23 protein-coding genes are annotated in these 26,718 nt (G+C 54.7%); 9 read left to right on the top strand and 14 right to left on the bottom strand.

Features of this window, described 5'->3' with window-relative positions:
- The first annotated feature begins 276 nt into the window (after positions 1-276).
- The 8 genes from N7578_RS08130 to N7578_RS08095 all read left to right on the top strand — a co-directional run bounded on the left by N7578_RS08130 (position 277) and on the right by N7578_RS08095 (position 12,274).
- Entirely contained in the window at positions 277-3,777 is a 3,501-nt protein-coding gene (locus N7578_RS08130) for a P-loop NTPase fold protein (protein WP_311109768.1), read from the top strand.
- Between the two features lie 277 nt (positions 3,778-4,054).
- Positions 4,055-5,353: a cytochrome c gene (locus N7578_RS08125; protein ID WP_311110086.1), complete on the top strand. Its 1,299-nt coding sequence runs from the start codon at positions 4,055-4,057 to the stop codon at positions 5,351-5,353.
- A complete protein-coding gene (locus N7578_RS08120) occupies positions 5,346-5,837 on the top strand; it encodes a 2Fe-2S iron-sulfur cluster-binding protein (protein ID WP_311109767.1) in 492 nt (163 codons plus the stop codon). The genes N7578_RS08125 and N7578_RS08120 overlap by 8 nt, the downstream gene beginning before the upstream one ends.
- Positions 5,838-5,865: 28 nt before the next feature.
- Complete coding sequence (locus N7578_RS08115; protein ID WP_311109766.1) at positions 5,866-8,118, top strand: molybdopterin cofactor-binding domain-containing protein; 2,253 nt, start codon at positions 5,866-5,868, stop codon at positions 8,116-8,118.
- 35 nt (positions 8,119-8,153) lie between these two features.
- Positions 8,154-8,612 carry a DUF4126 domain-containing protein gene (locus tag N7578_RS08110; protein ID WP_311109765.1) on the top strand — a complete coding sequence of 153 codons (459 nt, stop codon included), beginning with the start codon at positions 8,154-8,156 and terminating at the stop codon, positions 8,610-8,612.
- Positions 8,612-9,970, top strand: coding sequence for an FAD-containing oxidoreductase (locus tag N7578_RS08105; protein WP_311109764.1), 1,359 nt, complete (start codon positions 8,612-8,614; stop codon positions 9,968-9,970). Before N7578_RS08110 ends, N7578_RS08105 begins: the two co-directional genes overlap by 1 nt.
- 127 nt (positions 9,971-10,097) lie before the next feature.
- The gene (locus tag N7578_RS08100; RefSeq protein ID WP_311109763.1) at positions 10,098-10,994 is read left to right on the top strand and encodes a LysR family transcriptional regulator; all 897 of its coding nucleotides are present in this window, start codon (positions 10,098-10,100) and stop codon (positions 10,992-10,994) included.
- Positions 10,995-11,032: 38 nt separating this feature from the next.
- The gene (locus N7578_RS08095) at positions 11,033-12,274 is read left to right on the top strand and encodes a YbfB/YjiJ family MFS transporter (RefSeq protein WP_311109762.1); all 1,242 of its coding nucleotides are present in this window, start codon (positions 11,033-11,035) and stop codon (positions 12,272-12,274) included.
- Between the two features lie 17 nt (positions 12,275-12,291).
- Here the strand turns inward: N7578_RS08095 and N7578_RS08090 are convergent, their stop codons facing one another.
- The 3 genes from N7578_RS08090 to ycaC form a co-directional block, all read right to left on the bottom strand.
- Positions 12,292-12,924: a nucleotidyltransferase family protein gene (locus N7578_RS08090; RefSeq protein WP_311109761.1), complete on the bottom strand. Its 633-nt coding sequence runs from the start codon at positions 12,922-12,924 to the stop codon at positions 12,292-12,294.
- A complete protein-coding gene (locus tag N7578_RS08085; RefSeq protein WP_311109760.1) occupies positions 12,918-13,847 on the bottom strand; it encodes an XdhC family protein in 930 nt (309 codons plus the stop codon). The genes N7578_RS08090 and N7578_RS08085 overlap by 7 nt, the downstream gene beginning before the upstream one ends.
- Before the next feature lie 132 nt (positions 13,848-13,979).
- A complete protein-coding gene (gene ycaC / locus N7578_RS08080; protein WP_311109759.1) occupies positions 13,980-14,591 on the bottom strand; it encodes an isochorismate family cysteine hydrolase YcaC in 612 nt (203 codons plus the stop codon).
- A 237-nt stretch (positions 14,592-14,828) separates the two neighbouring features.
- Here ycaC and N7578_RS08075 point away from each other — a divergent pair, with 237 nt between their 5' ends.
- Positions 14,829-15,701: a LysR substrate-binding domain-containing protein gene (locus N7578_RS08075; protein WP_311109758.1), complete on the top strand. Its 873-nt coding sequence runs from the start codon at positions 14,829-14,831 to the stop codon at positions 15,699-15,701.
- A 106-nt stretch (positions 15,702-15,807) separates the two neighbouring features.
- On the opposite strand, the gene N7578_RS08070 is transcribed toward N7578_RS08075, so the two are convergent.
- The 11 genes from N7578_RS08070 to N7578_RS08020 all read right to left on the bottom strand — a co-directional run bounded on the left by N7578_RS08070 (position 15,808) and on the right by N7578_RS08020 (position 26,496).
- The gene (locus tag N7578_RS08070; protein WP_311109757.1) at positions 15,808-16,497 is read right to left on the bottom strand and encodes a hypothetical protein; all 690 of its coding nucleotides are present in this window, start codon (positions 16,495-16,497) and stop codon (positions 15,808-15,810) included.
- Positions 16,494-17,456, bottom strand: a complete 963-nt coding sequence (locus tag N7578_RS08065) for a hypothetical protein (RefSeq protein ID WP_311109756.1) — start codon at positions 17,454-17,456, stop codon at positions 16,494-16,496. The genes N7578_RS08070 and N7578_RS08065 overlap by 4 nt, the downstream gene beginning before the upstream one ends.
- Before the next feature lie 53 nt (positions 17,457-17,509).
- The gene (locus N7578_RS08060) at positions 17,510-18,457 is read right to left on the bottom strand and encodes a PDR/VanB family oxidoreductase (RefSeq protein WP_311109755.1); all 948 of its coding nucleotides are present in this window, start codon (positions 18,455-18,457) and stop codon (positions 17,510-17,512) included.
- Positions 18,458-18,470: 13 nt separating this feature from the next.
- Positions 18,471-19,244, bottom strand: a complete 774-nt coding sequence (locus N7578_RS08055; protein WP_311109754.1) for an MOSC domain-containing protein — start codon at positions 19,242-19,244, stop codon at positions 18,471-18,473.
- Positions 19,245-19,349: 105 nt separating this feature from the next.
- Positions 19,350-20,255, bottom strand: coding sequence for an alpha/beta hydrolase (locus N7578_RS08050; protein ID WP_311109753.1), 906 nt, complete (start codon positions 20,253-20,255; stop codon positions 19,350-19,352).
- A 9-nt stretch (positions 20,256-20,264) separates the two neighbouring features.
- Positions 20,265-21,785 carry an amidase gene (locus N7578_RS08045; protein ID WP_311109752.1) on the bottom strand — a complete coding sequence of 507 codons (1,521 nt, stop codon included), beginning with the start codon at positions 21,783-21,785 and terminating at the stop codon, positions 20,265-20,267.
- A 30-nt stretch (positions 21,786-21,815) separates the two neighbouring features.
- Positions 21,816-22,505 carry an urea ABC transporter ATP-binding subunit UrtE gene (urtE, locus tag N7578_RS08040; protein WP_311109751.1) on the bottom strand — a complete coding sequence of 230 codons (690 nt, stop codon included), beginning with the start codon at positions 22,503-22,505 and terminating at the stop codon, positions 21,816-21,818.
- Positions 22,498-23,274: an urea ABC transporter ATP-binding protein UrtD gene (urtD, locus tag N7578_RS08035; RefSeq protein ID WP_311110085.1), complete on the bottom strand. Its 777-nt coding sequence runs from the start codon at positions 23,272-23,274 to the stop codon at positions 22,498-22,500. Before urtD ends, urtE begins: the two co-directional genes overlap by 8 nt.
- 44 nt (positions 23,275-23,318) lie before the next feature.
- On the bottom strand, positions 23,319-24,362 hold the full coding sequence (gene urtC / locus N7578_RS08030) for an urea ABC transporter permease subunit UrtC (protein WP_311109750.1): 1,044 nt from the start codon (positions 24,360-24,362) through the stop codon (positions 23,319-23,321).
- Between the two features lie 3 nt (positions 24,363-24,365).
- A complete protein-coding gene (gene urtB / locus N7578_RS08025) occupies positions 24,366-25,268 on the bottom strand; it encodes an urea ABC transporter permease subunit UrtB (RefSeq protein WP_311109749.1) in 903 nt (300 codons plus the stop codon).
- Between the two features lie 40 nt (positions 25,269-25,308).
- Positions 25,309-26,496, bottom strand: coding sequence for a transporter substrate-binding protein (locus tag N7578_RS08020; protein ID WP_311109748.1), 1,188 nt, complete (start codon positions 26,494-26,496; stop codon positions 25,309-25,311).
- Positions 26,497-26,718: the final 222 nt, after the last annotated feature.

Genomic DNA, 26,718 nt, shown 5'->3' with positions numbered 1-26,718 from the left:
AAGAGCGCGTTCAAATATCGGCATTGGCTCGCACATGGACGATATTGGACACCGAAACTAGGACGACAGTACCGCTATCGCGACATACATAATTTGGCGGTAGCGGTGAGGAGCGGCTTTCCTTTCATCCTTGATTGAAAAGCGAACCATATGCTGATGTGAAGCAGGCCGGCGTCCGCCAATGTATGCTGTTAATTTCTCAAACCTACCGTGTCGCCAGCATTGCCGCGGTCTTCGTGCAGACGTATCCCTTTACACTCTTCAGTTGTTTAAAGGATGGGGGCCCTCATAACCATGAGTGTAATACGCAGATCGATTCTCATCGACGAGCCTTCCAACGAGGACCACTTCAACGGCAAAGGTCACGAGCGAACCGCCATAGCGCTATCGAAAGCAATAGCGAACTTCTCGGGTAACGATCGAGCGATAGGTCTCGATGGCCCATGGGGTAGCGGAAAGTCAACGGTGGTCGAGATCGCCCGAAAAATTCTCGCCGAGAGGAAGACCAAAGAGAACCGAGATTATCGTTTCTTCACCTTCGACATTTGGCAATCGCAGGGTTCCTCGTTCAGGAGATCGCTGCTCGAGCATTTTCTCGATTGGACGATTGCGACGTTTCCGAAGCATCGTTCAAGGCTGGAAGAAGTAGAGGCTAAGGTAAAGGGCAAGGTCCGAGAGGTTCGCTCAACAAATCAATCAATACTCGATTGGTGGGGTGTCCTGGTAATCATGGCCCTGCCTTTTCTGCCTCTGTACTATTTCTGGGCAAAATCCGAGTTCGATGCGCTTTCTGAGAAGACCGACTTTTTTTCGTCCAACTCCTTCATGATGCTAGCGATTTTCATCGGAGGTACGTTCCTATGGGCGCTCCGGAAGATGGTGTGCGACTGGAAACCATCGAGAGGAGGCTTCTGGACAGGCTTAGAGGATAAATACCGGGCCGCGCTTTCACAGACCTTGTTGATCGGGTCAAAGCAAGTCGAAGACCAGAGGGTCACGCAATACATAAGAGAAATCGACCCTAATGATTTTGAATTCCAAACGACTCTTAGGGAAATTCTCTCTATTGTACAGTCCGACATGGTGAGGGTCGTCATTGTCCTCGACAACATCGACCGCTTGCCCAGAAAGGAAATCAACGAATACTGGGCTCAAGTGCGAGCCGTCTTTTCCGGCAATCCAGCCGTCAGAAATTTGGACCCCAAGAAGTCCGTGACCGTTATCGTCCCATATCACCGTCACCTCGTCGAGGAACAAAAGTTCCCTGAAGGCGTACAGACCCACGCCGCAATATCGCCTTTGGGTGCGCGCGAGATTTTTACTAAAACGTTTGACGAGATTCTTCAGGTCTCACCGCCGGTCATGTCAAACTCCCGCGAATTTTTCATCGCAGGAATGGGCAAGGCTCTGCCCGAGGTCTCGGATAGCGATGAACTCTTCCGTGTCTATCTGATCTTCGACCGGATCATCCGTAATCAAAACGGGAGCGCGACACCAAGGCAAATCATCGGGTTCATCAACGAACTGGCAAGTATGTACGTTCTCCATGGCGGTCGATTTAAGCTGCCGACCGTAGCGGTTTATATTGCATATCAGGACGCCTTAGAAGCGAACCCAGGCCTTTTAAATGATCCGAAATCGATCGAGGCGCGTGTGCGTCAGATTGCCGACGATGCCGACCTTGAGCAAAACCTGTCGGCGATGATCTTCAATGTCGATCCCGACTTGGCACTGCAGCTAATGCTGGACCAAAGAATTAAAGACGCTGCGATCCAGAGCGCCGAAAAGCTCATTGAGATATCGAACTCTGCAGGATTCGATGTTCGAGTTGATCAGGTTATTCAGGAAAATACTGAGGAGTGGGGGAAAAGCAGCGAGCTTGCTAGCGTCGTCGCGAATTTCGCCGCACTTTCCAAGGTTTATAAGGGTGATGCTAACGCGCATTTCAGAAAGAGCCTCGTAAGTTCTGTAATTCGCTCCCCCAATTTCAGTTCGGACCCTAAAGTTTACGAAAAACTACTTTCAGTGATAGAGCTTGCGGAAGCCGAACAATTGCCTTTGCTCGTGAGGTCGCTTGCGAGCAAAAGCCAGCCGAGTCGGGCGGGCAAGCCCAATCTTCAGATAGATGATGGAGTACGTTGGGCTGCGTTTCTTGGTGGGCTATATCAAAAGCTAATGTCTGAACGCGCGAGCCAAATCCTCCCAAACGAGCTCCGAGAAATCGAAATTTCGAGCGACCCGAGGTTCCTGTTTGGTTTCGCGGCACATGCCAAGACTGAAGGTATTCGCTTGGGTTGGCTAGGTCGAGCACAGATCGATTTCGCAGGGGAGGAGTTACTTTACGCTACATACGCATTCGAACGGCCAGCAGAAATGAGGGCAGCATTGGAGGAAATGGCCGGAACAAAGCTTATTGGCGAAGGGGTGAAAACTTCAATGCTCTCCGAACTTGTGGAGCAGCTTAGTCAGCCGGAAATTGGCGATCTCCCAAGGTTCAGGCAGCAGATCGAGCTCACTGCCGAATTACTCACGCAGATTCCCTTCCGAAATCGTGCGAACCAAAACATCGCGAACATATTCAGCGCCTCACCATTCTTCACCCATCTCACCGAGGCAATGGAATCGTCGACCGATTCACTCTTAGGCTCCGCGCTGTTCCTCGCGATGCAGTTTCCTGGACAGATGGCGTTGACCACGCCCACTAAACAAACTCGCAACGGTCTGCTTCCAGACGAAACCGAGGACTTTGCAGTATTCGCAAATGCTCTGACGACAGGGGAGGGTGTAACTTCTGAGCAACTTGAGAAAATGGCAGAACTCCATAATACCGCAGCCGTGTTCTCAATTCTTATTGCTGATGGGGCTAAACAGCCCGACAACCAGCTCACTAATCAGATCATCAAATTCGGACTCACCAAAGGTGAGCTCCCAAGAATTAATTTGCAGACGGTTAATGGCAATTACGACTTCTTAAAAAAACTACTCGGTGAGGCGATTAGCGAGGTCATGAAACGATTTGATAAGCGAATAGACCAATCCGACATTTCCAAAATTGGATTGCACGAATTTTCCGTTGCGCTTCTGCGAGACATTAGAAGTTTGGGGGGTAGCGGATGGACGGCGGTCCGAGAGCATGTGGCGCAACAACTGCAGGAGACGCCAGTCACAGACTGGCGTAAGCATCTTGTCGCGGGAGATGATCTTGCCACGATGCTTTCGGAGATGATCGAGGGGGCCAGTTTCAAATTTAACGACCCTAGCTTTCGCGATGTCGTCGTGCAGATGATGTTGGATGTATTGGCCGGCCGTTTGACGCCATCCGGAGCAACCAATTTCGATCTGCTCATGAAAGCCATCGAACCAAGCTTCCACGGTGATATGTATAGACAAATGAGGGAGGGAACAAGGGATGTGACCCCGGCGACTCTCTCGGTTGCGGTCGGTTATTTCCCGAAAACCGTCAGCCAGGTAATTCGTTCCTGGGACCACCTGCGAAAGGATGAGAAGGACGGCATTATCCGTTTCTTCCTGTGTGCAGCAATCGAGGGGTCCAACAACGTCGTCCTCAGCGATTTCGAGGCTCTGGGTCACGCCAAGATCAAGGATATGATCGCAGCCTCTCAGGAGAGCACACGAGAAAAGCTTCATGGTGCTATGACCGTTTTCTCAGAATCTCTTGCGAATAGGGAGCGGGCCCGGCAACTGGGTGAATTGTTCTACGGGAAGCGGAAAGCCAAAAGTTTCTGGGAAGTCTGGTTTGGTGCGGGCGACAAGTAGGGCGAGCTCTCTGCTGACAATGGAGTGCGACTGGATCATGGAAGCAGCGCTCCCAGACTATTCTGACAAGTCAGTTCCGACAGCAACTCTACTTTGTGGCAAAGAAGTTAATCGAAGAGCTGTGCCGTTGCCACCACCGATCACCTATGTGGTTGAGTGTCTGCAGGTGACATCTTACGAAACGGTTCCGTAAGTAAAATAATTGCCTGTGCCGTTCAATCGAACATGGACAATCACGCCTATCGTCGCGGGGAGAAACGAATAGGCATTGTCGAAGATGGCGAAATCGATACGAGCGTGGCTGGCTATTGTGGGCATCGCGGCTTTGATTGGCTGTGCGGGGTTTTTGGCCTACGGATGGCGATCAGACATTACCGATCCCCCATCTCAACCAGCGTCATTTTCCCCGGAGTTAATCGCGCGTGGGGAGGTTTTGGCGAACGCCGGATTCTGTGGCGAATGTCATAACGGCGACCCAACCCGACCATTTGCTGGTGGTCGCGGCCTGGAGTCACAGTTCGGGACAATCTACTCCACAAACATCACTCCCGATCCGGAAACAGGGATTGGGAAATGGTCACAAGCGGCGTTCGCGCGGGCAATGCGCGAAGGTGTCAGGAAGGATGGAGCACACCTTTTCCCTGCGTTTCCGTATGACCACTTCGCCCTCCTGAACGATGACGACATCAACGCACTTTATGCGTTCTTCATGACCCGCACGCCGCTCGTTGCCGAAAACCGCGAGAGCACGCTGCCGTTCCCGTTGAACATTCGATTTCTTCAAGCCGGATGGAAACTTCTCTTCGTAAAGCAACCAAGAGAACCCGAAACGGCGCTTACCGCTTCTCAGGAGAGAGGACGCTACCTGGTTGAGGGTATCGCGCATTGTGGCGCTTGCCACACGCCGCGGAATCTTCTCGGAGCCGAAATTGCAAGCCGCCACATGGATGGAGCTGACATAGACGGATGGACCGCCCCTGCAATCAACGGAAAAAGCCCCGCACCAACGTCCTGGACTCCGCAGGAACTCACACAGTACCTCCGATCTGGTTACAGCAAGAGCCATGGCAGCGCCGCTGGTCCAATGTCTCCCGTCATACACGGTTTATCTGCTCTTCCTGACGACGATATCGAAGCCATCTCCAACTACTTGCTTCTGTCGATTGGAAAAGAGAAAGCGGAACCGGACGCGGTTGAACGTCGCGCTCTCGAAGTCGATGCCCAGAGGACTGATGTCCATACGGCATCCAATGGTGAACGTCTTTACGTCACCGCTTGCGCGACCTGCCACTTCAATGCCCTGACGGGCGCGATCGCCCAGCGACCTGAGCTTGGATTAAACTCGTCCCTTTTTCTCGATAAGCCGGACAACCTGATCCACGTCATTCTCGATGGCATAAACGCGCAAGATGGCGCTCCGGGTCTTGTGATGCCTGCGTTCCGTCAGGCCTTCGATGACCGCGAGATTGCATCGCTCGTAAATTATCTCCGCTCAAGCCGAACGGACCTCGCCCCATGGAATGACGTCGAGGGGCGCATATCCGAAATCCGCACAAAGGCTGCATTCAATGACTAATAAGAGCGAGCCCATTTCGTTTACGGTGAACGGAACTGTCGTCGAAACAACCGAGGACGGGGACACCCCGCTGCTCTGGTTTATACGCGACCACGTAGGGCTTACCGGAACTAAGTTCGGGTGCGGTATCGGGATGTGCGGCGTTTGTACCGTCCACGCGGAAGGCCGACCGCTCCGATCTTGTATTACTCCAATAGAGTCCCTGAAAGGTGGCCATGTCACAACCATCGAGGGCTTGTCGGCTGACGCGGCTCATCCCGTACAGCTCGCGTGGCAAGAGATGCAAGTACCCCAGTGCGGCTACTGTCAGTCCGGCCAAATCATGCAGGCGGTCGCCTTGCTTACAGATTTCCCAGAGCCATCCGATGAGATCATCGACGCCGTAATGGAAGGGAATCTCTGCCGCTGCATGACCTATCCGCGCATCCGGGCGGCAATTAAGCGGGCCGCAGCAATTGCGAGAGAGGTTCATGCACATGGCTAGACTGGGCGATGGAGCGTCCCGAGGGTTGATGTCTCGGCGCGCATTTCTCATTGGCGTATCGAGCAGTCTGGCGGCTTTCGGCTTCGCCTCCAAACTGCAAGCAGCACCTTCGTTCCCCTCAAGCGCCGAGATCGTTCCAGAACAGGCTTTCGAGCCGACGATCTGGTACGCCATTGATAAGAGTGGCGGCGTCGAAATTAACATCATCCGCGCTGAAATGGGCCAACACGTTGGTACTTCACTCGCACGCATACTTGCCGACGAACTCGAGGTTCCATGGGACAGGGTCCGTATCACCCACGTTGATACAGCAGCCAAATGGGGATTGATGGTAACTGGCGGAAGCTGGTCAGTTTTCCAAACCTATCCCGTCTTCAGCAAGGCCGGCGCTGCAGGACGCATCGCGTTGATAGACCGGGGCGCTGAACTCCTTGGAGTAAGTTCGTCGGACTGCGTAGCAGCTAACGGTCGTGTTGTCTCGGGCGATAGAAGTATCAGCTACGGTGAGATTGTTTCCCGGGGTATCACGCGTACTTTCAGCGCGGACGAGGTCGAGGCCTTGCCTATGAAATCTCCGCAGTCGCGCAAACTCATCGGTCGTCCAGTTGATGCATTGGACATTCCTCCGAAGATCAATGGCACAGCTCGCTACGGTATCGACGCATCGGTTGAAGGGATGGTCTATGCTCGCCCCGTTCTACCGCCAACCCGATACGGCTCGACTGTTCTCTCCGTTGACGAGACCGAAGCACGGCAGGTCAAAGGCTATATCCGACACGTTGTCCTCAACGATAGCTCCGGCACCGTCCCAGGCTGGGTCATGGCCATCGGTGAAACCTATGTCGCCGCAATGCGTGCTGCAGATCGCCTTCGCGTAGAATGGAATCCGGGGCCAACTCATTCCGTTTCGGAAGAGGCACTTCAAAAACACGCAGCGGAGCTCATCGCGGAACGCTCAGTTGGCTCCATCCTGGACACAGGCGACACCGACACTGACCCAGTATTCGCGGATTCACCGCACCAGATCGAGCGGACCTACACGAACGCAACCGCCTTGCACTTTCAGCTTGAGCCCACCAATGCGTTGGCGTTCGAAAAGGACGGTGTCTTCGAAATACACACCGGAAACCAATGGCAGAGCCTGATCCTCCCAGTTTTGGCAAAAGCACTCGACAGGCCAGAGGAATCTATCGTTCTCAAGTCGTACATGCTCGGCGGTGGCTTCGGCAGAAGGCTCAATGGCGACTATGCTGTACCGGCCGCATTGGCTTCGAAGGCACTTGGCGTCCCTGTAAAAATGATCCTTACGCGAGAGGATGATTGCCGCTTCGATTCTGCCAGATCACCCGCGGTACAAACCCTCAAGATGGCATTCTCGTCAGACAAGCGCGTCCTTGCAATGGAGCACCATGCCGCAGCTGGTTGGCCAACCGAGGTCCTTGCTCCATTCTTCATGCCCAAGGGAAAGAACGGCGTCCCGTTCGATCCATTCTCTATAAATGGAGCGGACCATTGGTACGAGGTCGGAGCTCAAAAGGTGAGAGCAATCTCGAGCGAACTGGCGAAACAGACGTTTCGTCCAGGATGGCTACGTTCCGTCGGCCCGGGTTGGACGAACTGGGCTCTCGAAAGCTTCATGGACGAGGCTGCATACGAAACAGGAACTGACCCACTGAAATTTCGGCTCGGACTTCTGACAGGCAACGGCCGCAATGCTGGTACGGCTCCCGCAAGCATCGGCGGAGCACTCCGACAAGCCAACGTGCTCCGTACGGCTGCAGAGCGTGCAGGCTGGGGAAAGCCACTGCCGGCCGGAGAAGGTTTGGGGATTGCGACAAGTTTCGGTCAGGAGCGAGAAATGCCGACGTGGGTCGCCTGCGTCGCGCACGTTGCGGTAGATCGTGTGTCCGGGTCGGTCACCGTAAAAAAAATCACATCCGTCATCGATGCGGGGACGATCGTTGACCCTGGCGGGGCACTTGCACAGGCCGAAGGGGCGACCCTCTGGGGAATGAGCCTCGCCTTATTCGAAGGCACTCGTTTCTCGAACGGGCAGGTAGCTGATCGCAATCTCGACACCTACACACCTTTGCGGATCGCTGATGTCCCTCCCCTGGACATCACATTCGTCGAAAGCTCAGAGGTCCCGACCGGGATGGGTGAGCCACCGACCACGGTTGTAGGGCCTGCGATAGCGAATGCGATCTTCTCTGCGTGCGGCGCTCGCCTTCGGCACATTCCCATCACCGCGGACGCCGTCAAACAAGCAATCATCTCTTAGGCAGCTTAGTGCCGATTATTTGAAAGGACATCCGAATGCTCATCACACTCGCACTCTTAATCGGCGTCATCGCGGGTCTCCGTGCAATGACGGCACCTGCCGCTGTTGCGTGGGCTGCCTGGGCGGGCTGGTTCAACATCTCCAACTCCTTCCTGGCGTTCATGGGCTACCATTGGACGCAATGGATTTTCACTGTCGCGGCGCTCGGTGAACTTGTGACTGACCAGTTACCAACGACACCCAGTCGCAAGGTTCCGATTCAATTCGGAACGCGTATTGTCATGGGTGCGCTCACTGGGGGTGCAATCGGCGCATCGGGTGATGCACTCGTCGCAGGCGCGATCGCCGGCATTGTTGGGGCGGTCATCGGCACCTACGGCGGGGCGTTCGTTCGTGGCAAGATGGCAGTGGCTCTCGGCAACGATCACCCGGCAGCGTTCATTGAAGATGCAATCGCCATCATCGGTGCCTTCCTTATTGTGAGCGCTGTCTGATGACGACCTTTGATGCGATCTTCGTCGGGGCTGGCCAAGCCGGCCCCTTCCTTGCAGCACGGATGGCCGAGCGTGGTTTAAAAGTAGCCCTGATTGAACGCAAGTTCCTTGGCGGCACCTGCGTCAATGCGGGATGCATGCCGACCAAGACGCTGGTAGCGAGTGCCCGAGCAGCTCATGTCGCTCGGCGGGCTGCCGATTTCGGGGTTCGAACAGGAGCTGACGTCACTGTCGACATGAGCATTGTCCGGCGGCGCGCACGAAACGTGATCCTCGACTCCAGGAGTGGGCTCTCCGAATGGCTTGGCAGCCTCCCCGGCCTAACTATTATAACTGGGCAGGCTCGCCTAACTGGACCAACAACGGTTGAGGTGAATGGTGATGAACTCGCTGCACCTCAAATATTTCTCAACGTCGGTGCTCGTCCTGTCGTCCCTGATATCCCTGGCCTTCAGGATATCCACTACCTGACAAGCACGACGATTATCGATCTTGAAGAAGTGCCAAGGCACCTGGTCATTATCGGGGGCAGCTACATAGGCCTTGAGTTCGCCCAGATGTATCGGCGGTTTGGCAGCGAAGTGACTGTCCTGGAACGGGGTCCTCGCCTCGCCCCACGCGAGGACGATGATGTCTCAGACGGCATACGCGATATCCTCGTGTCCGAAGGCATTGAGATTAGGACGGGCATTACGGAGATCGGTTTCCACCCAGTCGGCAACGGCGCATCAGTGAAAGCAGATGGCGTCGTGCATAGTGCAAGCCATGTCCTAGTTGCTACTGGCCGCAAGCCGAACACAGATGATCTCGGGCTTGATGCTGCGGGTGTGAAGGTAGACAGTCGCGGGTATATCGAGGTCGATGACCGTCTACAGACCAACGTTCCTGGCATCTGGGCACTTGGGGATTGCAATGGGCGTGGCGCATTCACTCACACATCCTACAACGATTTCGAGATTGTGGCGGCCAACATACTGGACGTCGAAGACCGCAGGCTTTCCAGTCGCGTGCCTGCCTATGCACTGTACATTGATCCTCCGCTTGGCCGGGTTGGAATGACCGAGCGCGACGCTAGGAAGTCGGGACGTAATGTCGCCGTCTCAACGCGACCAATGTCGCGGGTGGGCCGTGCCAAGGAGCGCGACGAAACAAAGGGCTTTATGAAAGTCGTTGCTGATGCGGATACCCGGGAAATTCTGGGCGCTGCAATCCTCGGCATCGAAGGCGACGAGGCCATCCACGGTTTCGTGGACGCCATGACCGCGCGGACAACTTATACCGATCTCGAGTGGTCAGTCCCCGTCCATCCAACGGTGTCCGAGCTGATACCTACTTTGCTGAGGGGGCTGCCTCAATAGCAGCCGCCAACCACCCCCTCGAACGCCAAGGGGCTTGCCGGCGAACGCACGGCAGCCTTGCAAACTTATCCATACTAATTCTCTTTTCGAGAATATTAGATGCTTAAATTCTCAAAAGGAGACGAAGATGGATTTGGTTTCTCTTTCCATATTTAGAGCCGTTGCGAACGAACTTAGCGTCACCAAGGCCGCCCAGCAACTAGGTCGCTATCCTTCGAGCGTTACGACGCGTCTTCAGCAACTCGAAGAAGAATTAGGCGTTCCGTTGTTTGACCGAGAGAAGAAAGCATTTGTCCTCACCTCTGCGGGTGAGCAATTTCTCAACTACGCCAACCGCATTCTAAACCTCTCAGACGAGGCGAAAGATGTCGTCAATCCGAGCACTCCTTCTGGCGTTCTTCGCGTTGGATCAATGGAGTGCACAATTGCCAGTCGTCTCCCCCCAGTACTCGCGACCTTTTCGAATAAGTGGCCTTCCGTGACGTTTGACTTGACTACGGCTCCAACGCGACAGTTGACCCAAGCAGTGCAGCGGTACGAAATCGACTGTGCATTCGTCGCATTTCCAAAGGACGAATGGTGGGCAGACATAGACGGTCTGGAGAAAACAAGGATCGTCACCGAGGAGCTTCTGTTAATCCTTCCTCCAGGTCATCCTCCGGTCAACCAACCCAAAGACGTTTTACCTCAACGCATGGCGGCGTTCGCCCGTGGTTGCGCCTACCGCTCCGTGGCGGAAGACTGGCTTACGGGCTATGGAACAAGCGATCGCCATTTTCAGATTAATGAAGTGAAATCATATCACGCGATCATAGCGTCTGTTAGCGCGGGATCGTGCGTAGGGGCAGTTCCGCGCAGCGTTCTCGAACTTAACCGTTCAATGTCCCCGGTTGAATCAATATCGCTCGCCGAAATCGACACGTATCTGATCTGGCGACAAGACGCTCAGACTTCCGCCGTGAAAGCTTTCAAGGAGGCAGTCCTCGCGACTGACTTTGCAACTCGACGAAGTGTCGAAGGCTAACCACCGATCCGAATTTGGTAAGTGCACGGAATCCAACGATGAATGATCTACCGAATCCACGCTCGTTCGCGAATTTTGAGGCGCACCGCCACTCCGGATTGCTAATCGCACTGGCTGGCTCTCTTTCCCTTGCTGTTGCCATGGGCATTGGCCGTTTCGCCTTCACACCCCTTATGCCTGCCATGGCAAAGGAAGGCCTCCTCGACATACCTTTCGGCAGTACGCTCGCAAGCGCCAATTATCTGGGCTATCTCGCGGGCGCGATGCTGATGATGGGTGCACCCAAGGTCGTCTCAGATGCTGTGATGATTAGGATTAGTCTGGTGGCGACGGCGATACTGACCGCTGGGATGGCGCTCGACATTCCCGTCGCATGGCTGGGTTTTCGCTTTCTGGCGGGCGTATTCAGTGCATTCGCGTTTGTGGCGACATCCGCTTGGGCCTTTGCACACTTGACCCGGAGATCGGCATCACACCTTGGTGGGATAGTCTTTACTGGTCCTGGTGTCGGCATTGCGATCTCCGGCGTAGTCGCCTTCGAGCTTTTCGGGAGTAACTTGCCCTCATCATGGGTCTGGCTGGTATTCGCTGCAATCTCCCTTGTGGTGACAATTGCCCTTTGGCAGGTCTTTACCCGGCCAGAGGCTCCACACGAGCGGCACGCCAACAATGACAACAGTCACAAACTTCGGGTGAGCAGATGGGAGATGATCCTATTCGCGTTCTCGTATGGCCTGGCCGGCTTCGGATACATCATTACCGCAACATTCTTGCCAGCGATGGCACACGCCGAACTCCAGCCTTCGATTTGGCTTGATGGGTTCTGGCCGCTCTTTGGTATTGCGGCCGCCGTTGGTTGCATAGCTGCGATCAAGCTAATCGGGCGCTTTGACCCGAGACTGCTGCTCTTCTTTGCCTATCTCATCCAGGCTCTCGGCGTGCTCACGATCGTGCCGTTTCAGACATTGCTTGGCTTCACTGCGAGCAGCTTCTTGGTTGGACTGCCGTTCACCGCCATCAATTTCTTTGCGATGAAAGAAGTCCAACGACTTCGGCCTCACGCCGCTTCTCGATATATGGGCATGCTCACCGCGCTCTACAGCATCGGGCAGATTGCGGGTCCTCCGGTCGTGGCAGCCCTGCTTTCACAGTTCTCCGTGCAACAAGAGGGATTTAACGCGGCCCTAATCCTCGCTGCAATTTCTCTTGTTTTGGGCGGTGTCGCTTATTTGTTCATGTACATCGCTTGGCCGCTTGCCGCTCATCGGTCGGCTCGATGACAACGTGATCGCTGACATCACGGCTCAAGTGTTCCGCCTGCGGATATCACTTGCTCTGGTGTGTCCACATCGAGCCGCGCCGCATCGCCAATTTCAACACGTATGACAGGGACGTTCCCGTTCTTGATCACGGCGCGAGCGCCGACGTCTCCTGTCAACCGTCGTAACTCGTCGAAGAGTGCACTGGGAAAAATAACAGGATTTCCCGGCTCTCCGTTTGCGGTCGCTTGGACAATGCTCGGTGCCTTGGCACTGGAAAACGCTGAAATAAGTGCATCCAGGTGAGCCGCTGTTAAGGCAGGCATATCCGAGAGTGAGATCATGATGCCGGCAGGAGAAGCTTCGAGAACGGCTTCCACACCACACGAAATCGAACTGCCAATCCCAAGGTGATATTGCTTGTTCCTCACCGATCTTATTTCGAGACCGTGGAGTGAAGCCTCGATCGCTGCGCTTCGATGTCCGGTGACGACGACAACGTGCCGAGCTGATGACCTTAACGCCGTAAGAACGGATTTCCTAACAAGTGTGGAGCCTTCGAACGTCGAAAGGAGTTTGTGGCCACTGCGCGGTCCCATACGGCTTGACCCGCCAGCGGCGAGAACGACCACCGATACGGATGCACTCGTTTTTCCGACGACAGTTACCATGCGGAACCGTAGGCCATGAGCCTGCATGCGGTAATGTCCGCCAATATTGACAGAGCAAGCGAGGTTGCATCCTTGGTAGGGCCAAACGATCCGATCGGAGCCCTAATACGCTCGATGTCCTTGAGGGACCAGCTCATCCCTTGGAGGCGTTGTGTGCGACGGCGGTGTGTGCGGGTACTTCCGAGCGCACCGATGTAGAAGGCGGGCGAACGAAGAGCGGCCTCGGTTACATGATGTTCTGCGTCTATGTCGTGGTGGAGAATAGCGACCGCAGTGTACGCATCAATCATCGGTTCACTCGCACCGGAAGCCCCATCATCCCATACCTCGTAGCCAGCTGCTTTTCCAAGACGTCTCAAAGCCGCCGCTTCCGCTCCCCTGCCGGAAATAACAATGCGTGTACGGGGTCCGTAGATACTGACGAAACTGCTGCCTTTCCATCCGGGTATTGGGTAGGCCACCACCTCCTCGAGTTTACCCTCGGCTGGAGTATAAATCATACCTGCCAGTTGGCGTCGTTGCAGACGGCCAAGGATTTGTTCAAGAACGCTCGGCTCTTTGAGCAAATGTATGGCTATCGCGATCCCTCCCCCACATGGGAGCACAATATCGAAGAACGGAGACCCTTCCCCGAACCGTACAATGCGATCTCGTCCCTCTTGAATCGCTAGCAATGCTTCAGTCGCGACGGCGGCTTCAACACACCCCCCGGAGACATAGCCACAAAAGCGGCCATCAGCGGCCACAGCAACATGGGAGCCCAGTCCACGTGCAGCCCCACCGACAATCTCAACGAGCGTAGCAAGCGCCACCATGCCTCGCCGAGTTTCCGAGACCGCGAACTCAAGTATTTCAAATGGGGTGTCTGCAAACGATACGCGTATGGGCGTTGGTATCAATGTTGCCGAAGTCTGAGAGTTCATAGTCCCCCCTAATCCCACGTGCGATGTCTTCGTTACGCGCTGACTAATTTTGAATCAGCACGTCCTTCCCCGGGTACGATCCCGCGGAAGGACTATTCATCATCCGAGCCTGCGTAGTAGGTCCTTGTTGGCCTATCGCTTCAGGGTGCTGATAAGATTGCCGTAGTCCGGGATATGCTTCTCGAACAACGCTGCCAGTCCCTCCATCCCGTTGCGCCAATCACGTTGGAGCTCACAGGCGACGGCAAACCAGTTGACGAGCTGCGCGCCGGCGTTCGCCATTCGAAGATGGGCAGAATCGCGGGCGACCGTGCTAAATGTACCCGACGCGTCGACGACGACAAAAACTTCATAGCCCTCTGCCAGAGCCGAAAGGGTCGGCATTGCAACGCACACGTCAGTGACGATCCCAGCAACGATGATCTGCTTCTTTCCGGTAGCCTTGAGCGCCTTGAGGAATTCCGCGTTGTCCCAGGCGTTGATCTCACCAGGGCGCTTAATGACCGGTGCGTCCGATAGGATTTCTCTGAGCTGAGGAAGCAGGACGCCGTTGGGACCTTGATCCATGCTCGTGGCGAGAATGGTGGGAAGGCCGAAATACTTGGCGGTCGCGGCAAGAGCTAGGACGTTATTGCGGAATTCGTCGGGCTGAAAGTCGCGAACGAGCGAGAAAAGACCGGTCTGATGATCAAGCATCAGAACCACAGCGTCTTCCTTGCGGATAAAACTTGGGGTGGCGGACATGGGAGAACCTTTTGTTCGTGCACTTAGTGAAACCTGCACCCACCTTTTTCTTGATGGGGTCGCCGTTTCGGAACAAGCGTTATGCCGCCACTGTCCAACTCTCTTGAACGCCGCACGCATTCGTTGCACGGATCAAGCGCCCGCATTGGAGCCTGAAATAGGTCAGGACTGATTTGACATTGGCGATTTCCATAAATAACATCGGTCAATCGAAAACTTCGTTAGATGGTGGTCGGAATGTTTGAGCCAGAACTCGTGCGGGCATTCGTTACTGTGATTGAATGTGGCGGCTTCAGCCGAGCAGCTGAGCGATTGAATTCGACACAGTCCACCGTCAGCTACCAAATCAAACGGTTGGAGGCTCAGGCGGGGCGTTCGTTCATCAACCGGACAACCAGGTCGATTTCCCTAACTGACGACGGCGAAGTCTTCATGGGATACGCACAGAAGTTCCTTCGTTTGGTCGATGACGCCAAGCAACACTTCGGTGCTCCCAAACTCGAGGGTACGGTGCGCTTTGGAGCATCAGATGACTTCGCGACCTACTGTCTTCCGGAGCTTCTTGCCCGGTTCAAGCGTATCCACCCGGAGGTCACGCTCAGCGTGGAAATCGGTATCAGCCGAACACTCGTCGATCGCCTGCACGAAGGTGATTTCGATCTAGTGCTTGGGAAAAGAGCATTAGGTGACGACGGCGGGCAACTCGTCTTCCGTGAAAAGATGAATTGGGTCGCAGCCCCTGACTATGAGTTCAATGAAGACGAACCAGTCCAGCTCGCGGTCTTCCCACAGCCCTGCATCTATCGAGCAGCCGCCCTTGAAACCCTTGGCCACGCCGGGTTGCCTTGGAACATTGTTTACACCTGTCCAAGTCTATCTGGTGTGCGTGCCGCCGCTCTATCAGGTTTCGCGATCACCCCGCTTGCATCCGATTTTATTTCACCGGACCTCTGCGTGCTACCGAACTCACCATATCTTCCGGAAATGCCTGAAATTGAGTTCGCTCTCTACTGGGGCAAAGGCGGGGAGTCACCTGCAGCGCGCGCGTTCGGTGATTTGATTCGAACGGACGCAGGTGGCCTTCAGCAGGCGTTTCGGTTAGCGGCCTAACCTCCGAGGTGTATTGTTGAGCGTAACCAAATCAATTCGCGGTAGATCATAACCCGCAGCTAATTTTAAGCAAAAAAAGCTTTAAGTACCCGGAAGACGGTCTATCTCACATTCGAAGACCGGGTTTAGGCCTTTTTTGGAAATCGTACTTGCTCCTGAAGATTTCGGGGACAAATGAGCGTGCTTCTTCCTGGGAGTTGAAACCAGCTCGATAAGCAGAGGTGCCACCAATGCCCGGCACGAGTACTCCCTCCAAGCTCAGTTCGTGATCCTTTCGGCTATCAAGGAAAATAAAGCTTTCGCGGTATCGGTCCGGCAGCATTCCCTTCAAATGCATTTCAGCATCCACGTGAGAAACGAGAGAAAGTACGACGATCCTCTCGTAATCGTTTTCTCTCATCTCGAAGAGGACGTGCGCGAGGATAGATTGAAGTTCCGTGACGGTTCCAATCGCCTGCGCCATCACGAGAAGAAGCGGCATTTTTGACGCGTATTTCTCAGACATAGCCATCGAGATGGACGTGGTATCCACCCTACCCTCAAGAAGTACCTTTGAAACAGGCCAAAGGCATGACGCCGCGACCAAATGCCCGCGTTCACGTAATGTCTCGACAGTGGGTTTCAGCAACAACTCATAGTCTGTGGCGGCGGAAACGGCATGTACGCCTATTTTCGAAAATGCGTCTGCCTCAAAAGCCTTGCGGAGAACATCCATACGGACAATATCGACCGCTTTCGCATAGTCGAACGGGTTCGAGTTCGGGTTTGATAAAATATCCAATGCCAAAGTAGTCATGTTGTCTCAAGCTCCTCAATGTAGTTCTCAAACCACATCATGATTTCGCCAGGCGACACCTCGTGTCTTGCCGAAAACCATTGATCAAAGTCATTGAGGACTTCCATTGTGCAAGGCACAATACAGAGCCAATCGATGTCGCCGTGATCACTCCGTAAAGTGAAGGTATTCTTCTCGCACAAGTCGGTGTAAATTTCGAAGTACTCAAGGAGCGAGTGGAAGGTTTCACGCCGGATATCATCGCGGAGAATTGGAGGCTGCCGGTATCGCGTCTGATTTGCGATTTCCTCGAATAATTCCGCGATAGCGTAGTCTCGCTTGCTTATCCATCTTGATACCAATTTGTCGTGTAGATCAATCCAAACGCCGGGGCGCTTACTTCCCGTCAACCACTCGAGGACCTTGTCAACACTCGGATCGAGCGGAAGCATAGCCAGCAAGCCTGTTGCGAACGGAAACGTCCACAATACACAGGGGACACCATTTCCCGTGATCCAAGCCTCAGCAGAATCCGCCATCGCTGGTGTGACCACAAGATAGTATTCTGCTTCAAAGCCATGCAGCTCGTCCAGCTTCTGTTGAGTGACGAAATCACTCTTCAATACAGGTCGCTCATCAATTCGACCGGACTTGATTTGATAAAACGCGACCTCATCACCTCGACGGGTCATCAAATCGTCTACGAGGCATTCCAACCCCTCTGATATATCGAACGGCTCAAATATATCGAAATCGCCAGCAAACCACTGGCACGCCATATCGATTATCATACGGGTGATAAACATCATCTCGTAAGTGCGCCCGTCGGCGAAACCGTTACCACCGATTTGCTTGGCCGCGCAGCGATCGAGAAGTGGTTGCCCACCCAAATCAAAAATCAGATCGTTATCGTATATGTTATAGCGGGGCATACTTTGGAAACCGAAGTGCGGAAACAAGCGTGGCACGGCCTCTGGCATGCAGCGGGTTTGCAAATTCTTAATTTACGAACAACCCTCTCAGGGCATGGAGATCAAAAATCTAGTTCCAGCTCGCCCTGTACGGCCCGGGAAACACACGGGACGAATGCCTCCAGCCTTTCATCCTCCCCCAGGACCAAATCCCTATGATCCGGTTCCCCCGCCACAAGCCGAACCCGACAGGTCCCACACGTCCCGCTTTCGCAGGAACTCTTCGGCTGCAGTCCCTCTGATCGCAAGACCTCGAGGATTGTCTTATCGGCCGGGATTTCGAAAACGCGACCTGTCGAATGCTGCCGCACCGTGAAAGGGTGACTGTCCACATCGACCCCTGACACGCCCGCAAAGTCTTCAAAATGTAGACGAGAGCGAGGCCAGTGGATCGTCCGGAGCCTTATCGCCTCCATGAGAGGCTGCGGGCCGCAATAATAGATGTCGGTGTCAGTGGGCCGCGCCAGATGCTGCCAAAGATCATATTGAGACGACGGAGTCATCCCGGCATGATGGATTGTCAGGCTCTCCGGCGGACAAAGCGCCGTAAGCTCTCCCAGGTACGCGGTATCCGCTTGGGAACGCGTCAAGTAAACCAGTTTGAAGTTGTCACGCTCTTCCCTTACCAGCTTCCTAACGATCGAGATCATCGGAGTGATACCGATGCCACCCGCGATCAGTAGGTACCGCTTAGAGGGCGCAACAGAGATATCGTTGGCTGGCGCGGTCACGCTCATCAGTTGCCCTACATCAGCTTCCTCGTGCATGCTGAGCGAACCACCTCGCCCCCTGTCCTCTCTTTTGACCGCGATGATATAGCGATCACGTTCTGCTTCGTCGTTCGTCAACGAGTAGCTGCGCACGGCACCGGATGGCGTTGTGACCTTGATATGCGCGCCGGCGCTGAACGGCGGTAAATCCTGCCCGATGTCGCCACGCAACTCGAACTCGCAAATTTCGGAAGTCAGAAAACGGCGCGCGTGCACCACAAGTGACAGATCGCTTTGCATTGAGGTCTCTTCCTTAAATTCTGATCGTATCGCCAGGTTTGATTGGACCAGGCTCCAGAACTTCCGCATAGACCCCGAGGTCTGCGTGGCCGTAGTGCTTCATGATCAGGCGTGGGACAGGGATGTCACGCTTTGCGGTAACCGGATTGACTTCTGTTGCCGCGCACCGCCCCGTCTTTCTCGTTATCTTCAGACGCGCCTTACCCATCGAGAACTCTGTCCCGATGAGGTCCAATTCCGAGAACGGCTCCCATCCATCGAAGTAGATATTTGCGCGAAACCTCATCGGGTCGACAGTCTTTCCGACGCGACCTTCAAAATCCCGCACGGATGCCAGATTGATAAGCGATACGGCGTTCATCAATTCCTGGGAGACGACCGAGACGTCGGTAAAACGATGGATACCCGCATGGGCAAATATCGGGCGTTTGGTCCGATCTAGCTCGAACATCACCGAGAAGAAATCAAGCGCGGCCTCGATATCATTTGGCTGGCTGAGATCGCCTTCGAAGGCAATATTTCCCTGAACCTTCATGACGAGTTTGCGGGAAACAGGATCGAAGCATGTTTGAAGACCTGCCAGTCGATCTTCTTTGAGCAAGACAAGGAAGCGGTCCTTGGGCAAAGGCTTGGGGTCCTGGAAATCAAACCCGCTGTCATAACGTGCAAAACCGAAAACACGGTCGTGCGGAAAGCCGCTAGCAGCTTCCAAATTCACGTCATTCAAAGCCTGAGCGCTCAAGCCCTTGATGGGATAGTGATAGAGACTTTCAATCGTACCTTCCATCACACAACTACCTTTGAAACCATGATCCCCGCCGTCTTTTTGGAAATGACATTTGGCTGGCGGCCATAACAGCCACCAGCGGGCTGGCGTTAAGTCTCGCCAGATTCAGAGAAACGAGTTGAGCTCTTCGAGCAGCATTTCCGGAACCTCTTCTGCCGGAAAGTGACCACAGGGTAGCGCTCGACCGCGCACATCGATTGCACGCTTTCGCCACACGTCCACCACATCGAAAGAGTTACCCACTACGCCTCTATCCCCCCAGATCACGAGGAGTGGTTGAGCTATCTTGCAATGTGAATCTTCTGCATCGTGCAGCAAGTCTATCCCCGCCGATGCGCGGTAATCCTCGCAAGCGGAATGTATCGCTTCAGGATCGGAGAATGCCGAAACATACTCAGCCATAACCTCCTCTGGGAAGGACCCGGGTGTTTTGCACCAAGCGTTCAGGGTCTTACGAAGATAAAATCCGGGATCGGACGTGATCAGCCTCTCCGGCAAATCGTACGGCTGGATCAAGAAAAACCAATGATAGTATGCCGTAGCGAATGCCTTGTCGGTGGCTCCATACATCGTATCTGTCGGTGCAATGTCGAGGAGAACAACTTTCTCCACTGCATCCGGATGATCGAGGGCCATGCGGTGTGCAACACGGGCTCCGCGATCATGCGCAACAACGCCGAAACGATCGAACCCGAGCTGGCGCATTACCTCAACCTGATCAAGCGCCATCGCCCGCTTCGAGAAGTTCACGTGCTCATCTCCACCATCGGGCTTCTGAGACTTGCCGTAACCTCGCAAGTCTGTAGCGACGACGGTAAATCGTTCAGCGAGCACTGGCGCAATCTTGTGCCACATAACGTGTGTTTGTGGATAGCCGTGGAGCAGGAGGAGCGGCGGACCACTCCCCCCAATCCAGGCACTAATGGTCGCGCCGGAAGCCTGAACCGTGCGCTCTTCGAAGCCTTCCATTATCGGCACGAAAAACCTCCCAGCTTTTTCGAGCTTATTCATTTGCCAACCTCAACGCTTTGCCTGCTCGTAGGCATGTCCTGCCCGCAGTACGGTTGCATCGTCGAACGCCCTTCCGGTGAACATCAAGCCCACAGGCATACCCTTCACGTCGTGGCACGGCACGGAAATGGAAGGGTTACCCGTGAGGTCAAACGCAGCGCAGTTGCCGACCATGCTCATAGCCATGCGAACAAACGTCTTGCGATCAATTTCCGGGCTTTCCGGGACGGCGTGCGCCGTCTGCGGCGTCGTTGGCATTACGACGAGGTCGTATTTCTCGAAGACTTTGTTGTATGTACGGGTCAATGCATTCGCGAGATTGCGCGCGCGACCGTAGAATACCCCCTGATATTGTTCTGCCATGTATGCAGCGACGAGAATACCAGCCTTGGCCGTCGGTGAGAAATCGCTGCCATGGGTCTTGATCCCGCGCCCCATCGCGGACATCAGCCTAGTATCGTACCAGCCTTTATTCTGCAGGCTGTGGTGTCCGGCATAGAAGGTGGTAACGCCACCTTCACCCGCTATCGAATTCCAGATGAACGGAACGTCGAGGTGCTGGGGCACCGAGATTTCTTCAACCGTCGCGCCGAGAGAGGGAAGCAGCTTAATTGCCTCGCGTACGGCGTGGTTGACCTCATCCATGGCGAAGGGCATTTCAAAGCCTTCTTTGACCACAGCGATTTTCAGCCCGCGAAGGTCCCCCGTCAACGCACCAAGGTAATCCTGGACGTCAATCGTTGTCGGCTGACGAGGATCGATGACGTCATGGTCCTTTCCTGCGATCACGGACAGCATCAAAGCGGAATCTTCGACTGTCTTGGAGTGCGGCCCAATGTGGTCCAGCGTCTGATCGAAACCAAGAATTCCGGTATATGGCACCAGACCATGGGTGGGCTTATGACCAACGGTACCCGTCCAGGAAGCTGGAATACGGATAGACCCGCCCTGATCACCACCCATTGCTATATCGACCAGGCCCGTCGCAACAGCGATCGCCGATCCACCGGACGAACCGCCAGCCGTGAAGTTGGGATCGACCGGGTTCAACATGATGCCGTTGGCGCTCGTGTGGCCAGCACCGGAGAACGCGAAATCGTCGGTGTTTAGCATGGCGGTGATGTGACCGCCCTCTTCCAGAATTCGAGTTACGATCGGAGCGTCCATGGTCGGTGTAAAGTCATAGAGAACTCTGGACGCACCCGACATCGGGATACCTGCGACGGCGATCGTGTCCTTGATGCCGATCGTCTTACCGCTCAATTTCCCTTTCACGCCGGGCAGTTGGACAGAGCAGAGGCGCGTCACCGCGTTGTATGGGTCATCGTTTTTGTCTGGACGAACACCGAGTGTGCGAATTGCTGGGACGGTCTCACGTGTTGGCTCTGGAGTTTGCTCAAGGCGGTCGTAGAACTCCATGTTTTCACATACGAGTTGGTGCATGTCGTCAATTTCGACCTCAGTAAGATTGAGGTGCCGACGACGGCCAAGTTCTTCGATTTCGGCTTTGGATGGGCGACGGACTGGCATTGTTTGTTCCTTCTCTAGGGTTCTAATTGGTTAGATCGTCAAAAATGATTTCACGTCGTCGACGTCGACATCTTCGCACCGCGCTGTACGCACGATTTGCCCTCGATCGATGACGTGAAGAGTTTGTGAGAGATCGAGCGCGAAGCTCAGGACCTGTTCTGAGAACAGAATGGTGATGCCCAGCTCTTTTCCGAGCCTGCCAAGAGTTCGAGCAATTTCCTTGATAATCGATGGCTGAATTCCTTCGGTCGGCTCATCGAGAATAAGCAGTTTTGGCTTCGACACGAGCGCACGTGCGATGGCCAATTGCTGTTGTTGTCCACCGGAAAGCAGTCCGCCCTTTCGCAGCCGCATTTCGGAGAGGACAGGGAAAAAGTCGAAGACAAAGTCAGGGATGCGGTCATACCGACGCGTCTCCAGGCCAGTGCTGATATTCTCCTCAACAGTCAGACCAGGAAAGATCATCCGACCCTGCGGGACGTACGCCATACCTGCGCGTACCCGCCGATAGCTCGGCTCTCGGGTAACATCCACGCCGTCGAACCGGATTTGCCCGGAGCGAACGGGCATCATGCCGATGACCGACTTCAACAACGTACTCTTGCCCATACCATTGCGGCCGATGATGGCGCTGATCCCGGACCCGTCCATTGTCAGATCAACTCCGCGGACGACGGTGCTTCCGCCGTAGCTTACGTGAAGGTTCGAGAGTTCAAGCATGATGGCTATCCCCCAGGTACACTTCAACGACACGGGGATCGCGTTGAACTTCCTCAGCACTACCCTCTGATAGGATGCGTCCTTGATGCAGAACGGTTACCTTCGAAGCGATGGAAGCAACAAACTCCATGTCATGCTCGATGACGATGAGCGTTCTGTCCGCCGCTATTTCTCTCAGGAGTTCCCCAGTGAGTTCCCGCTCGCGTGGAGACATTCCCGCCACAGGCTCGTCGAGTAGGAGGAGGCGTGAATCCTGCAGCAGAAGCATCGCAATCTCGAGCCATTGCTTCTGGCCGTGGGATAGTTCCCCAGCTCGCCGCGATAGCTGCGGGGTGAGACGAGCCCGATCTGCAACTTCCGTTACCTTGCGCCGCGTTTCGCTTGTGCGTCGATAGAACACCGACTGCCAAAGGCCATGAGTATTCGGGAGGGAAATCTCCAAATTTTCCGCGACGGTGAGCTCTTCGTACACACTCGGAGCCTGGAACTTACGGCCAACGCCCGCGCGCACGATCTCGTGCTCAGCCATGCCCGTCAGTTCGAGCCCACCGAACTTGATGCTGCCAGAGGTTGGACGGGTCTTGCCGCAGATCATATCAAGAAGCGTTGTCTTGCCCGCTCCGTTGGGACCGATCACGACCCTGAGCTCGTTTGGAGCGATATCGAGATTGAGGTCTTCGACTGCCCGGAACCCTCCAAAGGTCACGCCGAGTCCCTGGATTGCCAATCCGCCACCAAGGGCAGAGACATGCGTCGTCGGATAACCCATCGGAATATCCAAATCAGTGAAAGCTTGTACGACGTTCGACATTCCTAAATCTCCTTCCGGTTGATTAGGCGCGAAGTGATATCGCGTTGCAGACCAGCGAGACCGTTCGGCATAAATGCCACGACGACGATGAAGCAGCCTCCCAGGAAAAACAGCCATGCCTCTGGAAACTGTTCGGACAGGTACGACTTGAGAAAGCCCACCAAGATGGCCCCAACGACGGCACCGACAGGAGACAGACGTCCACCCACAGCTGCGTAGATCACCATTTCCACAGAGACGACTGTCCCAACGATGGTGGGCGTAACGAGCCCAACCTGCAGGGTGAACATCGCGCCTCCCACGGACGACAATACGGCCGCAAACGCGAATACCGCTGCCTTGAGCAAGGCCGTGTCGTAGCCGGAGAAACGAACCCGATCCTCCCTGTCACGTATGGCGACGATGATCTTGCCGAGACGTGTCTTCAAAAGCGCCATCGAAAGGGCGACTGCAACCATTAGCAGGCAAAGCTCGATTACGTACAGCGCAAGAACCGTTTCGTCAGCATAGAGATCAAAGCCGGCGATAGTGGAGAAATCGGTTATGCCGTTTGCCCCTCCGGTGACCGATTGCTGTCCAACAAGTAGGATACTGGCGGTCAGCGCCAGGACCAGCGTGACGATGGCGAAATAGACACCGTTCACTCGTTTTCTAAAAAGCAAGAACGCGAACGGGAAGGCCAGCAAAACGGGCAACGCGACGATAGTAGCAACTGCAAACCCGAGGTTTTCAAACGGTTGCCACCAAATCGGAAGGGTTTCGATCCCACTCCAACCCATGAAGTCTGGAAGCTCTCCACCTGTCGCCTCCAGCTTGAGGTAGATCGCCAGCGCATAACCGCCAATGCCGAAGAATATCCCCTGCCCGAGGCTAAGAATCCCGCAGTACCCCCAGGTGATAACAATTCCCAAGGCGACGAAAGCGAATGCGAGATATTTTCCGAGGTTCTGGAGCCAGAATGCGTCCAGGACTAACGGGGCGCAACCAAGAACGGCAGCGGAAACAATAATGGTGAGAAGGTCACCTCTGATTTTTACGGATTCCATGACCTAGCTCCTCGCCTTGGGACTGAAGAGACCATTCGGTCGTAGATAGAGTGCGAGCACGACGAGACCGAGCACAGCCACCTTGGCCATCGTGTTGCTTGTGACGTATTCCAGAACAGTCTGCGACTGAGCGATCGTGAAGCTGGACGCTACAGTCCCGAGGAGGCTTGCGACGCCACCAAAAACCACCACCACAAACGCATCGACGACGTATGCCTGACCCGTCCCCGGGTTAGTCGATCCAATCATGGTGAAGACCGCGCCAGCGATGCCAGCCAAACCTGATCCCAACGCAAACACCGTGGCATCTACCTGTGACGTGTTGATCCCTACAGCAGAGCTCATCGCTCTGTTCTGCGTCACCGCGCGGGCTCGCAGTCCCACACGAGAGCGGAAAAACAGAAGATAGACGCAGCCCGCCACGACCAGCGTAAGACCGACGATAAAAATGCGGTTGATCGGAAGGTCGAGGCCTGGAACAGGCTGCCAAGCTCCTGCGAGCCAAGGAGCTAACGGTACCGACACCTCCTGCGCTCCAAAAACCGAACGGTAGGTCTGCTGAAGGATGAGACTCAGACCCCACGTGGCAAGCAGTGTATCCAGCGGCCGCTTGTAGAAAAAGCGCACGAAACCCCGCTCCAAGGCGTAGCCCGCGCCGAAGCAGACCGCAAACGCAAGGGGAATTGCCGCGAGCAGATAGAAATCCATCCATCCCGGAAAGTACTGCCCGAAATATCGGGCAGTGAGATAGGTGGTGTAGGAACCCAAGGTCATGAGTTCCCCATGCGCCATGTTGATGACGCCCATCAGTCCAAACACGACTGCAAGGCCGAGGGACATCAGCAGTAGGATCGTGAACAGGCTCAAACCATTGAATGCCTGCGTAATGAAGATGAACGTATTCATCCTGCTACCCTTTCTCTCTTGTCTGAAACGAAGACTTGCGTCAGCTCTTCAGGAAAGGGTTGGGTTCTTTGGGCTCAGATTCCATGATGATATCGAACTGGCCATCACTACGAGAGCGGCCCACGCGTATCCGCTTTATCATGTGATGGTTCGTTGGATGGATTTTGACGAGGCCTTCGGGTGCATTGAACTCGAGACCCGATGACGCCTCGACGACGGCAGCTACGTCGAACGATCCCGCTTTTTCGACGGCGAGCTTCCAGAGATAGACCGAGCTGTAGGCACACTCCATCGGGTCGCCGATCACACGATTTTCGCCGTACTTCGCCTTGAAGGCAGAGACAAAACGCTCGTTTTCTGGATTCTTCACGCTCTGGAAGTAGCCCATGCACGAGTAGATACCCTCGGCGTTCTCGCGTCCGATCCCATCGATCTCGTTCTCCGAGATATTGTTGGAAAGAATTTTCTGTTTAAGGCCATCAAGGCCGGCTGCCTTCAACTGCTTGCACAGGGCGACGTTGCTGCCACCGACGACGATGGAGTAAATCCAGTCCGGTTTTGCTTCCTTGATCTTCGTGACGATGGACGAAAACTCTCCATGACCCAGCGGGACAAAGTCCTCGCCGACGACCGTGCCGCCAAGTTCCTTGATCTTCGCCGTCGCGATCTGCGCGCAGGTTCTGGGATAGTCGTAGTCAGAGCCGATGATGAAAAAGGTCTTCCCATCCAGCTTTGTCATGAACTCGACAGAAGGGATCACCGACTGGCTCGCTTCTTGCGACGTGTAGAACACGCGCGGGTCTTCCTCGCGGCCCTCATAGAAAGTGGGATAATATAGCAGTCCCTTGAATTGGCGGACAGCTGGAAGGATGGCGCGTCGTGATGCGGATGTGTAGCAACCGACAATTGCTGCGACCTTGTCGCGTTGCAGCAGTTTCCTGGCTTTCTCCGCGTGGGTTGGGAAGTCACTGGCACCATCTTCGATGACGGCCTCGATCTGGCGACCGAGGACGCCGCCATTTGCGTTGATTTCATCGACAGCAAACTTTTCAGCTTCCATCAGGGCCACTTCGGAAAGAGCGAGGTTGCCAGTGAGGGAGTGAAGCAGACCGAGCTTGACGGTTTCCGAGGCTCCTGCTTGGCTGGAGAGCAATGCCGTGCCGGATGCAGCCGCTAACACGGACGCAGACAGGCCTGTTTTCAAAACGGTTCGACGAGTGAATGTCATTTGTTACGTTCCCTTTTTTCTGTGTTTGTTTCAGACAGCAGGACCCCATCACGGTCGCTAAAGCGCCCGAGCTCTTTGAAGTCATTTGTCTCCATCCCAGTTTTTCTTTTTGGAGACCCGATGCCTGAAAACTGTACAGACGATAGACACCGCCTATTTATTTAACAAATGATTTGTTACCATCAGCACCATGAATGAGTTCGATAAATGTATTTCCGGTTG

It is taken from the genome of Agrobacterium tumefaciens (assembly GCF_031801495.1).
Lineage (GTDB): Bacteria > Pseudomonadota > Alphaproteobacteria > Rhizobiales > Rhizobiaceae > Agrobacterium > Agrobacterium tumefaciens_K.
This window is presented reverse-complemented; position numbering and strand designations above follow the sequence as displayed.

What these genes read in the sequence shown, in the direction of transcription:
- N7578_RS08130 (WP_311109768.1), top strand. Translation starts at nt 277, where the DNA reads ATGGGGGCCCTCATAACCATGAGTGTAATACGCAGATCGATTCTCATC.
- N7578_RS08125 (WP_311110086.1), top strand. Translation starts at nt 4,055, where the DNA reads ATGGCGAAATCGATACGAGCGTGGCTGGCTATTGTGGGCATCGCGGCT.
- N7578_RS08120 (WP_311109767.1), top strand. Translation starts at nt 5,346, where the DNA reads ATGACTAATAAGAGCGAGCCCATTTCGTTTACGGTGAACGGAACTGTC.
- N7578_RS08115 (WP_311109766.1), top strand. Translation starts at nt 5,866, where the DNA reads ATGTCTCGGCGCGCATTTCTCATTGGCGTATCGAGCAGTCTGGCGGCT.
- N7578_RS08110 (WP_311109765.1), top strand. Translation starts at nt 8,154, where the DNA reads ATGCTCATCACACTCGCACTCTTAATCGGCGTCATCGCGGGTCTCCGT.
- N7578_RS08105 (WP_311109764.1), top strand. Translation starts at nt 8,612, where the DNA reads ATGACGACCTTTGATGCGATCTTCGTCGGGGCTGGCCAAGCCGGCCCC.
- N7578_RS08100 (WP_311109763.1), top strand. Translation starts at nt 10,098, where the DNA reads ATGGATTTGGTTTCTCTTTCCATATTTAGAGCCGTTGCGAACGAACTT.
- N7578_RS08095 (WP_311109762.1), top strand. Translation starts at nt 11,033, where the DNA reads ATGAATGATCTACCGAATCCACGCTCGTTCGCGAATTTTGAGGCGCAC.
- N7578_RS08090 (WP_311109761.1), bottom strand. Translation starts at nt 12,924, where the DNA reads ATGGTAACTGTCGTCGGAAAAACGAGTGCATCCGTATCGGTGGTCGTT.
- N7578_RS08085 (WP_311109760.1), bottom strand. Translation starts at nt 13,847, where the DNA reads ATGAACTCTCAGACTTCGGCAACATTGATACCAACGCCCATACGCGTA.
- ycaC (WP_311109759.1), bottom strand. Translation starts at nt 14,591, where the DNA reads ATGTCCGCCACCCCAAGTTTTATCCGCAAGGAAGACGCTGTGGTTCTG.
- N7578_RS08075 (WP_311109758.1), top strand. Translation starts at nt 14,829, where the DNA reads ATGTTTGAGCCAGAACTCGTGCGGGCATTCGTTACTGTGATTGAATGT.
- N7578_RS08070 (WP_311109757.1), bottom strand. Translation starts at nt 16,497, where the DNA reads ATGACTACTTTGGCATTGGATATTTTATCAAACCCGAACTCGAACCCG.
- N7578_RS08065 (WP_311109756.1), bottom strand. Translation starts at nt 17,456, where the DNA reads ATGCCAGAGGCCGTGCCACGCTTGTTTCCGCACTTCGGTTTCCAAAGT.
- N7578_RS08060 (WP_311109755.1), bottom strand. Translation starts at nt 18,457, where the DNA reads ATGCAAAGCGATCTGTCACTTGTGGTGCACGCGCGCCGTTTTCTGACT.
- N7578_RS08055 (WP_311109754.1), bottom strand. Translation starts at nt 19,244, where the DNA reads ATGGAAGGTACGATTGAAAGTCTCTATCACTATCCCATCAAGGGCTTG.
- N7578_RS08050 (WP_311109753.1), bottom strand. Translation starts at nt 20,255, where the DNA reads ATGAATAAGCTCGAAAAAGCTGGGAGGTTTTTCGTGCCGATAATGGAA.
- N7578_RS08045 (WP_311109752.1), bottom strand. Translation starts at nt 21,785, where the DNA reads ATGCCAGTCCGTCGCCCATCCAAAGCCGAAATCGAAGAACTTGGCCGT.
- urtE (WP_311109751.1), bottom strand. Translation starts at nt 22,505, where the DNA reads ATGCTTGAACTCTCGAACCTTCACGTAAGCTACGGCGGAAGCACCGTC.
- urtD (WP_311110085.1), bottom strand. Translation starts at nt 23,274, where the DNA reads ATGGGTTATCCGACGACGCATGTCTCTGCCCTTGGTGGCGGATTGGCA.
- urtC (WP_311109750.1), bottom strand. Translation starts at nt 24,362, where the DNA reads ATGGAATCCGTAAAAATCAGAGGTGACCTTCTCACCATTATTGTTTCC.
- urtB (WP_311109749.1), bottom strand. Translation starts at nt 25,268, where the DNA reads ATGAATACGTTCATCTTCATTACGCAGGCATTCAATGGTTTGAGCCTG.
- N7578_RS08020 (WP_311109748.1), bottom strand. Translation starts at nt 26,496, where the DNA reads ATGACATTCACTCGTCGAACCGTTTTGAAAACAGGCCTGTCTGCGTCC.